The following is an 8844-nucleotide window of genomic DNA, read 5'->3' as shown; positions in this document are numbered from 1 at the left end:
AAGCGTCATGCGCAGCGTCTCTTCATGCAGTTTGGTCAGCTCGCGCGAAATGGACAGGCGGCGCGCGCCGCCGAAAGCGGCGGCAAGATCGCGCAGCGTGGCGCACAGCTTGTGCGGCGCTTCATAGAAGATCATGGTGCGCTTTTCGCCTGCAAGCGCGTCCAGATGCTCGCGCCGCGCTTTTTTGTTGACGGACAGAAAGCCTTCAAAGCACCATCGTCCGGTTGGCAGGCCGGATGCCGCCAGCGCGCACACGGCGGCGCAGCAGCCGGGCACCGGAATCACCGGAATATCATGCGCGGCGCACAGCGCAACAAGGTCCTCGCCCGGGTCGGAAACGGCAGGCGTGCCCGCGTCGGTCACCAGCGCGCAGCTTTCGCCTGCCAGCATGCGGGCCAGCACTTCTTCGCCGCGCGCGCGCCGGTTGTGCTGATAATAGGAGATGAGCGGCTTTTTGGGCAGCTCGCAGGCGTTCAGCAGCTTTTGCGTGACGCGGGTATCCTCGGCCGCAATGAAGTCAACGGAAGCCAGCACCTCCCTGGCGCGGGGGGAGAGATCGCCCAGGTTTCCGATTGGCGTGGCAACCAGATATAAAGAAACATTACTCATAGCTATATTTCCTCTAAAAATTATTTTTTGTATATAGAGCGGTATTCTTCGCTCTCCACCAGCAGCGGCGGCTCCACAACCAGCCCCTCGCCGCTGCCGCCCTTGCGGCACTCGACCAGAACGGCGGACGGCGCGGCCGACGGGTTCTGGTGCACAAAACGCATCCGCTTGGGCACAAGCCGGACGCGCGAGAGCGCTTCCAGCAGCGTCCACAATCGTTCGGGGCGGAAGACAAAGGCAGCCTTACCGCCCGTGTGCAGCACAAAAGAGGACGCCACGGCAATATCCTCCACGGTGCAGCTGCTGTCCTGGCGGGCAATGCGGTGCGCGGGCGCGTCTGCGCTTTTTCCGGCGTGCCGGTCGAAATAGGGCGGGTTGCAGATGACATAATCCATGCTGCCGTGCGGAATGAGCGTGCGGATATTCCGCAGATCGCCCTGGAGCGCCGTCATTTCTACGCCGTTATCCGCAATGGAGGCGCGGAATAGCTCCAGCGGGCCGGACTGCTGCTCCAGTCCGGTGATTTTCAGGTCAGGGCGGTAAATCAGCAGGGAGAGCGCGCCGGTGCCGCAGCCCAGATCGAGCACACGGGCATTGCGCCGCGGGCGGGCAAAGGCGGACAGCAGCACGCTGTCCTGCCCCAGTTTGAAATAGCGGTCATCCTGCCGCAGCGTAAGACCGTTGGGCAGCGTTTCACATGAGAGCGCCATGGATATCCTCCTTTCAAAGCGAAAAGGCCGGCCCTGGGGGCCGGTCTTTGGTTCCGGTTATACGCCGTCCGCCGCGGCGTGCTGCCGGGCGTACGCCTTGATGCAGTCAAAAGTCTGCTGGCTGATGACATGCTCGATCCGGCAGGCGTCTTCCTGCGCAGTATCGGGCGCAACGCCGATTTGGACGAGCAGATTGGTCAGCACAGTATGCCGTTCGTAGATGTTTTCGGCAATTTGCAGGCCGGACTCGGTCAGGTACAGCAGGCCGTTGTCATCAATGGAAACATAGCCGTTATCCCGCAAAAGGCCGACGGCGCGGCTGATGCTGGGTTTGGAAAAACCGGTATAGTGCGCCACGTCAATGGAGCGCACGGAGCCGTTGGTTTGCTGAAGAATGTGAATGGCCTCCAGATAGTTTTCGGCGCTTTCCTGCATCTTCAAAGCGTTCTCATCTCCTTGCAGGGGGCGGTGTGCCCATTTTTCTGTTTCTTTTATCATAGCATGCCGACGGCTTTTTTGCAAGCCGATGGGGGTTACGGCAACGGGGCCTGCGGCGGCTCCGGCTCGTCCGCATGCGGCGCCGGACCCGGCTGTGCTGCGGCAGACTGCGGCTCGGCAGGCGGCGCAGTTTTGCGGTTCAGTTCGCGCACATCCCGGCAAAGGCCGAGCAGCAGCATGGCAAATTCAAATGCAAGCCGCGCGGCAAGGTTGCCCAGCACAAACACCAGAAAGGCAGCGAAAAAATGGGTGAACAGCAGAAACAGACTGTACACCGTAAGACCGACCGCCGTGACGGCGTACATCATACGCAGCAGCCGGTCGGTAAAAAACGTGCGAAAGTTAAAAAAATCGTGCAGCCTCGCCGCCGCGCCCTGGAACGTGTTGGGACGGCGCACAAACAGAAAATACAGCGCAAGGCCGCCCGCCAGCACGGCCAGCAGCGCGAGCATGGGAAGCACCAGGCTGAAAAACGGCCGGTAAGGCTGAACGTCAGTATACAGATAAGGATAGGTAGTCATGCGGGTCCTCCTGACAAAAAGGTTGCAGCAAATGTATATTTAGTGTAACATATGCCGGAAACCGTTGCAAGTTAAATCGAAATGTTGTAATCTAATGTACGGAGATAAAATAAATGGAGAATGAAGTATGAAAATATTGCACACTACGCCCGCGCAGGACGGTTTTTTCATGCCTGCGGAATTTGCCCCGCATGAGGGCTGCCTGATGATCTGGCCCGAGCGGGCAGACTCCTGGCAGTACGGCGCTTATGCAGCGCGCCGCGCCTTTATCCGCGTGATCGAAGCGATCAGCGAAAGCGAAAAGATGACCGTGCTCTGCTCGGAGGAACAGTACGACAACGCCCGCGCCCAGCTGCCCGATCGGGTCCGGCTGGTTGTGATGGCGACGGACGACGCATGGGCGCGTGACGTCGGCCCGACCTTTGTCATCGACGGCTGCGGCCGCCGCCGCGGCATCGACTGGGGCTTCAACGCATGGGGCGGCACGGTGGACGGTCTGTATCCCGGTTGGGAGCGCGACAACCGCGTGGCGCGTAAGTTCTGCGACCTGCTGGAAAACGACGTGTACGACAAGCGCGATTTTATCTGCGAGGGCGGCTCCATCCATGTGGACGGCGAGGGCACCGCACTTGTCACCGAAGCGTGCCTGCTGAGCGCAGGGCGCAACCCTGCCCTCAGCCGGGAGCAGATCGAGCAGACGCTGTGCGCCTATCTCGGTGTTTCCAGGGTGATATGGCTGCCGCGCGGCATTTACAATGACGAAACCAACGAACATGTGGACAACATCTGCGCCTTCACCGCGCCGGGCGAGGTCGTGCTGGCGTGGACGGATGACGCAAACGACCCGCAGTATGCGCTGTCCAAGGCCAGTCTGGACGCGCTGGAAGCGGCAACGGACGCGCAGGGCCGCCGCATCCGCGTACACAAGCTGCCGCTGCCTGCTCCGGTCACCATCACCGAAGAGGAGTGCCGCGGTCTGGATTTGTGCGGCGGCGAGGCGACCCGCACCCCGGGCGAACGGCTGGCAGCCAGCTATGTCAATTTTTACATCGCCAACGGCGCAGTTGTCATGCCCGCCTTCGGCGATCCGATGGACGAAAAAGCGCAGGCCATTTTGCAGGAGCTGTTCCCCACACGCAAGGTGGTTGCCATTCCCGCGCGGGATATCCTGATCGGCGGCGGCAACATCCACTGCATCACCCAGCAAATCCCGATGGTATAATACACCACATGAAAAGGAGAGCCATAGATGAGCAAAGTAACCGTTGCCGCAATCCAGATGACCTACGGGCTGGAGGACGCGGTGGAAAAAGTGCAGCAGGCGGCCGCGCAGGGCGCGCAGATCATCCTGCTGCCGGAATTGTTTGAAAACTGGTATTTCTGCCAGGAAAAGACCTATGAAAACTATCATTTGGCCACCACGCTGGAAGAAAACCCAGCGGTCAACGCGCTGCGCAAGGTCGCACGGGATTTCCGTGTGGTGCTGCCGGTCAGCTACTATGAGCGCGCGGGCAACACGACCTTCAACACCGTTGCCATCATTGATGCGGACGGCTCGGTGCTCGGTCAGTACCGCAAGACCCATATCCCGGATGACCAGCTCTATCAGGAAAAGTTCTATTTTACACCGGGCGATACCGGTTTCCGCGTGTGGGACACGGCTTACGCCAAAATCGGCGTGGGCATCTGCTGGGACCAGTGGTTCCCGGAATCCGCCCGCTGCATGGCGCTGATGGGCGCCGAGCTGCTGTTCTACCCCACCGCCATCGGCTCGGAGCCGATTCTGGACTGCGATTCCATGCCGCACTGGCGGCGCTGTATGCAGGGACATGCGGCGGCCAATATCATGCCGCTGATCGCCGCCAACCGCATCGGCACGGAAACCGTGCTGCCCAGCGAAGAAAATTTGCAACAGTCCTCCGCGCTGACCTTTTACGGTTCTTCCTTCATCGCGGATGAGACCGGTGCGCTGGTCGAGCAGGCGGACCGCGACAATGCCTGCATTCTGACGCACACCTTTGATCTGGATGAGATCCGCGAGCTGCGCCGCAGCTGGGGCGTGTTCCGCGACCGCCGTCCGGAGATGTACGGCGCCATCCATCACTATGGATAAAGCGGGAAAACGGAATAAATGAAGAAAGCCCTTCGCCGGAGACCGGCGAAGGGCTTTTATGTTGTGAACAGGGAAGGCGAAGGGGTGCAAGAGAGGTATAAAGCGTTCAATAGGAGGTACAAAGAAGAGAGAGGCCTTCCCTGGAAGCCAACCGCTTACTTGGCAGCCTTGGCAGCCTTGATGGCGTCGATCATGAGCGGAACAACCTTGAACAGGTCGCCGCAGATGCCGTAGTCCGCTACGTCGAAGATCGGAGCGGAATCCGCCTTGTTCACCGCGATGATGCACTCGGAATCCTGCATGCCGGCCTTGTGCTGGATTGCACCGGAGATGCCCAGCGCAACATACAGCTTCGGATGTACGGTCTTGCCGGTCTGGCCTACCTGGTGGTCTGCCGTCAGCCAGCCTGCGTCAATCGCCGCACGGCTGCCGCCGATAACGGCGCCGTTGAACTCGGCTGCCAGCTCTTCCGCCAGCTTGATGCCCTTCTCAACATCCTTGGAGATGCCGCGGCCTACGGATACAACAACCTCAGCGCCGGTCAGGTCTACCAGCTCCTTGGCTTCCTTAACAACTTCGAGTACCTTGGTCTCGAGGTCGGCGTCGCTCAGGTTCGCAGCAATCTGCTCAACTACTACAGCGTTTGCCTTTGCCTCGTCGTACTCGCCGCGCTTCAGAACGCCAGGACGAACGGTCGCCATCTGCGGGCGGAAACGCGGGCAGATGATGGTCGCCATCAGGTGGCCGCCGAATGCCGGACGGGTCATCTTCAGGTTGCGGTCTGCACGGTCAAGCGCGTCAATCTGCGCCTGCGGCAGCGTGGATGCTTCCTGCAGGAATGCTGCATACTTCTCTACGTCTACGTCCAGATGCGTGCAGTCTGCGGTCAGACCGGTGTGCAGACGGGCTGCGCAGCGCGGGCCCAGGTCACGGCCGATGTTGGTTGCCGCGATCAGCATGATCTCCGGCTTCTTGGCCATTACCGTATCGCAGAGCACCTTTGCATATGCATCCGTGGTGTAGGTCTCCAGCAGGTCGTCCTCACATACGAGAACCTTGTCCGCACCGTACGCGCCCAGCTCCTTTGCCATCGCGTCGCCTACGCCCTTGCCGCCCAGCAGCAGGCCGCATACCTCGGTGCCCATATCGTCCGCAAGCTTGCGCGCTTCGCTGATCAGCTCCAGCACGGTCGGCTGCAGCTTGCCCTGACGCTGCTCACAGAATACCCATACGCCGCTGAAATCGGCGAGGTTCGTGTTATTGAAATCAGCCATTATAGTTTCTCCTTTCGATTAGATAATGTGCTTCTTCAGCAGCTCGGCAGCGAGAGCCTCAGCAGTCGCCTTGTCCGCGCCCTCGAGCATCTTGCCCTGCCCCTTCTGCGGCGGGGTGAAGCTCTTGAAGATGTTGGTGGGAGAACCCTTCAGGCCGATGGTGGTGGGATCGATCAGCGGATCGTCCTTGAGGGTGTTGTAATCATATACTTCAACCGGCTTGGAGTAGCAGTCCATGATCTCGCTCAGAGACATGTAACGCGGGGTGTTCAGCTCCTTGATGCAGGTCAGCAGGCAGGGGGTCTTCGCCTGGATCGTCATGTAGCCGTCCTCCAGCATACGCTTTACGGTAACGGTGTTGCCCTCTACCTTGATGTCTGCCGCGTAGGAGATCTGCGGGATGTGCAGCTTCTCCGCGATCTGCGAACCTACCTGCGCGGTGTCGCCGTCAATTGCCTGACGGCCGCAGAATACGATGTCGCCTTCCTCCAGGCCAACCTTGTTTACCGCTGCCGCGAGAATCTGGGAGGTTGCGAACGTATCCGAACCGCCGAACTCACGCGCGGAAACCAGTACTGCCTCGTCCGCGCCGCGGGCAAGCAGCTCACGCAGCATGCCTTCTGCCGGCGGGGGGCCCATCGTAACAACAACTACCTTGCAGCCCGTTGCGTCCTTCAGCTGCAGGGCTGCTTCTACTGCGTTCAGGTCATCAGGGTTCGTGATCGTTTCCATCGATGCACGGTTCAGCGTGCCGTCCGGATTGACTGCTACCTTACCGGAGGTGTCCGGAACCTGCTTTACACATACAATTGCCTTCATAGTTCTGTAGTCCTCCTTACTTGCCGAGAATGTTGCCCGAGATAACGACGCGCTGGATTTCGCTCGTGCCCTCGTAAATTTCCGTGATCTTGGCGTCGCGCATCATGCGCTCCACCGGATAATCCTTGGTGTAGCCGTAGCCGCCGTGAACCTGCACTGCCTTGGTGGTGATCTTCATGGCAGCTTCGGAAGCAAACAGCTTGGCCGTAGCAGCGTCAACGGTGAAGGGCTCGCCGGCGTTTTTTTTGCAGGCGGCCTTATAGGTCAGCAGGCGTGCGGCCTCAATGGCAACGTGCATATCGGCAAAGACAAACTGGGTGTTCTGGAACTTGGAGATCGGACGGCCGAACTGCTCACGGGTCTTGGCGAACTTGATGGATTCCTCCATTGCGCCTTCTGCGATGCCGAGCGACTGCGCAGCGATGCCGATACGACCGCCGTCCAGCGTCTGCATGGCAATTTTGAAGCCCTTGCCTTCCTGGCCGAGCAGGTTTTCCTTGGGAACGATGCAGTCGGTGAACACAATTTCCGCTGTGGGCGAGCCGTGCAGGCCGAGCTTTTCCTCATGCTTGCCGACGGAGAAGCCGGGGAACGAGCTTTCTACAATGAAAGCGGAGATGCCGCGGGTGCCCTTGGAACGGTCGGTCATGGCGAAGACGACAAATACGTCGGCGACATAACCGTTGGTGATAAAGATTTTGGAGCCGTTAAGAACATAGTGGTCGCCGTCCAGCTCAGCCACGCAGGTGCCCTTTGCTGCATCGGAACCGGCATCCGGTTCGGTCAGCGCGAACGCGCCTACCTTGTGGCCTTCGGTCAGCATGCGCAGATACTTCTGCTTCTGCGCTTCCGTGCCGTGCTGCAGGATCGGGCCGCAGCACAGGCCGTTGTGGGTTGCCAGAATATCGCCGGTGGAAGCGCACTGCTTGGAAAGCTCTTCAATCGCGATAGCGGAGCAGAGGTCGTCTGCGCCGGCGCCGCCATACTGCTTGGGGACGATCATACCCATAACGCCGATGTCAAACAGTTTTTCGATGGTCTCGCGCGGATAAACGCAGGTTTTGTCAGTTTCCGCGGCGATGGGCTTGACTTCGTTTTCGGTGAAGTCTTTCATCATCTGGCGGATCATATTTTGTTCGCGTGTCAGATGGAAATCCATGTTCTTAATCTCCTTTGTCAATCGTTTCGTCTATTGCCGAGGCCGACGGAGCGTCGGCGGTCTGCCATATGGAAGAGTGAGACGGTTTTACGGAACCGTTTTCTGAAAATAATTGGGTGAAATTAAGTAAATATTGGGGATATTAGTGTTAATTTATGATTCTTTATTCAATATACCACACGGAAGGACGTTCGTCAATTGGAAAACAGATGGAGAGAGTGATAAAAAACAGCAGAAAAAACCGCTTTTTTGTTTATATTGCCGATAAAATCGACAGAAATAGTTATAAAATTAACAATATCATTCGCGGAACCGATACCGCAACAAGGGACAAATGGTCCAAAACAGGAGAAAACAGCAGCGGCGAAGGAAAAAGAAAAGCCCCAGCGGTTATCGCTGGGGCGGCTGCGCTGCGGTATTTGCTTTAGAACGGGTAAGCAGTCCCTGACAGCCGAGAAGGACATCCTGCCAGGTTGCGTCAAAATTGCCGGTATACCATGGGTCAGCGACCTCGCCGGGGCGGCTGGTGTAGTCCAGCAGCAGGTGCAGCTTACCGGCAGGATCGCCGCCGAACAGGCGGCGCATGTTGCGGAGATTGGCCTGATCCATGCCGATCAGCAGGTCGAAGGCGGCGTAGTCTGCCGTCCGAAGCCGGCGCGCCGTTTTGCCGGCGCAGCCAATGCCGTGCTCGGCCAGTTTGCGCCGGGCAGGCGGATAAACAGGGTTGCCGATTTCCTCGGTACTGGTGGCGGCGGACTCGATATGAAACTGCGCCTCCAGACCGGCTTTCTGCACCAGATCCTTCAGCACGAACTCCGCCATTGGGCTGCGGCAGATGTTGCCGTGGCAAATAAATAATACTCTAATCATCTTTTTATATCTCCATTTAAGTCTTGTATTTCTTCTCAAACGCTTGATATTTCAGGGTTTTCCGACTTTTGAGTTTTCCTTTCTTTTCAAGGTATCTTCTCAAATCTTCTCATATTTTCTTATGTTTTTCCCTGCAATCTTGGTAAATCCATTGGTAAAGCAAGCGTCCTTACCAACGGGCTTTTTTAACTATTCGCTATCCGATATACTTCTTCCTTTGCATCATCAAAATTCACATGGGTGTAAGTGTTCAAGGTTACACTGATGTCTG

General features: G+C 58.1%; 10 protein-coding genes. 2 read left to right on the top strand and 8 right to left on the bottom strand.

The window, feature by feature from the left end; all coding sequences use genetic code 11:
- From rsmI to ACOYIE_RS06835, 4 genes are all read right to left on the bottom strand, one after another.
- A partial coding sequence (rsmI, locus tag ACOYIE_RS06850; RefSeq protein ID WP_433411699.1) for a 16S rRNA (cytidine(1402)-2'-O)-methyltransferase occupies nt 1-609 on the bottom strand: 609 nt, incomplete at its 3' end.
- Nucleotides 610-629: 20 nt separating this feature from the next.
- On the bottom strand, nt 630-1319 hold the full coding sequence (locus ACOYIE_RS06845) for a tRNA1(Val) (adenine(37)-N6)-methyltransferase (protein WP_433411697.1): 690 nt from the start codon (nt 1317-1319) through the stop codon (nt 630-632).
- Between the two features lie 57 nt (nt 1320-1376).
- Nucleotides 1377-1760 carry a metal-dependent transcriptional regulator gene (locus ACOYIE_RS06840; RefSeq protein WP_433411695.1) on the bottom strand — a complete coding sequence of 128 codons (384 nt, stop codon included), beginning with the start codon at nt 1758-1760 and terminating at the stop codon, nt 1377-1379.
- Nucleotides 1761-1852: 92 nt separating this feature from the next.
- Complete coding sequence (locus ACOYIE_RS06835) at nt 1853-2338, bottom strand: hypothetical protein (protein WP_433411693.1); 486 nt, start codon at nt 2336-2338, stop codon at nt 1853-1855.
- A gap of 127 nt (nt 2339-2465) precedes the next feature.
- Here ACOYIE_RS06835 and aguA point away from each other — a divergent pair, with 127 nt between their 5' ends.
- Together aguA and aguB are read left to right on the top strand one after the other, a co-directional pair.
- Entirely contained in the window at nt 2466-3560 is a 1095-nt protein-coding gene (gene aguA, locus ACOYIE_RS06830; RefSeq protein WP_433411691.1) for an agmatine deiminase, read from the top strand.
- A 27-nt stretch (nt 3561-3587) separates the two neighbouring features.
- Nucleotides 3588-4451, top strand: coding sequence for an N-carbamoylputrescine amidase (gene aguB / locus ACOYIE_RS06825; RefSeq protein WP_433411689.1), 864 nt, complete (start codon nt 3588-3590; stop codon nt 4449-4451).
- 155 nt (nt 4452-4606) lie between these two features.
- On the opposite strand, the gene acrA is transcribed toward aguB, so the two are convergent.
- From acrA to ACOYIE_RS06805, 4 genes are all read right to left on the bottom strand, one after another.
- Nucleotides 4607-5725, bottom strand: a complete 1119-nt coding sequence (gene acrA / locus ACOYIE_RS06820) for an acryloyl-CoA reductase electron transfer subunit beta (RefSeq protein ID WP_433411687.1) — start codon at nt 5723-5725, stop codon at nt 4607-4609.
- Nucleotides 5726-5743: 18 nt separating this feature from the next.
- Nucleotides 5744-6544: an acryloyl-CoA reductase electron transfer subunit gamma gene (gene acrB / locus ACOYIE_RS06815; RefSeq protein ID WP_433411685.1), complete on the bottom strand. Its 801-nt coding sequence runs from the start codon at nt 6542-6544 to the stop codon at nt 5744-5746.
- Between the two features lie 16 nt (nt 6545-6560).
- Nucleotides 6561-7703, bottom strand: coding sequence for an acyl-CoA dehydrogenase (locus ACOYIE_RS06810; protein WP_433411682.1), 1143 nt, complete (start codon nt 7701-7703; stop codon nt 6561-6563).
- Nucleotides 7704-8093: 390 nt separating this feature from the next.
- On the bottom strand, nt 8094-8573 hold the full coding sequence (locus tag ACOYIE_RS06805) for a low molecular weight protein-tyrosine-phosphatase (RefSeq protein ID WP_433411679.1): 480 nt from the start codon (nt 8571-8573) through the stop codon (nt 8094-8096).
- Between the last annotated feature and the right edge of the window lie 271 nt (nt 8574-8844).

The organism is Agathobaculum sp. (assembly GCF_050946325.1).
GTDB lineage: Bacteria > Bacillota > Clostridia > Oscillospirales > Butyricicoccaceae > Agathobaculum.
This window is presented reverse-complemented; position numbering and strand designations above follow the sequence as displayed.

Bases quoted from the DNA above. Each gene is read 5' to 3' on its own strand.
- ACOYIE_RS06845 (WP_433411697.1), bottom strand. From the start codon at position 1,319: ATGGCGCTCTCATGTGAAACGCTGCCCAACGGTCTTACGCTGCGGCAG.
- ACOYIE_RS06835 (WP_433411693.1), bottom strand. From the start codon at position 2,338: ATGACTACCTATCCTTATCTGTATACTGACGTTCAGCCTTACCGGCCG.
- aguA (WP_433411691.1), top strand. From the start codon at position 2,466: ATGAAAATATTGCACACTACGCCCGCGCAGGACGGTTTTTTCATGCCT.
- aguB (WP_433411689.1), top strand. From the start codon at position 3,588: ATGAGCAAAGTAACCGTTGCCGCAATCCAGATGACCTACGGGCTGGAG.
- acrA (WP_433411687.1), bottom strand. From the start codon at position 5,725: ATGGCTGATTTCAATAACACGAACCTCGCCGATTTCAGCGGCGTATGG.
- acrB (WP_433411685.1), bottom strand. From the start codon at position 6,544: ATGAAGGCAATTGTATGTGTAAAGCAGGTTCCGGACACCTCCGGTAAG.
- ACOYIE_RS06810 (WP_433411682.1), bottom strand. From the start codon at position 7,703: ATGGATTTCCATCTGACACGCGAACAAAATATGATCCGCCAGATGATG.
- ACOYIE_RS06805 (WP_433411679.1), bottom strand. From the start codon at position 8,573: ATGATTAGAGTATTATTTATTTGCCACGGCAACATCTGCCGCAGCCCA.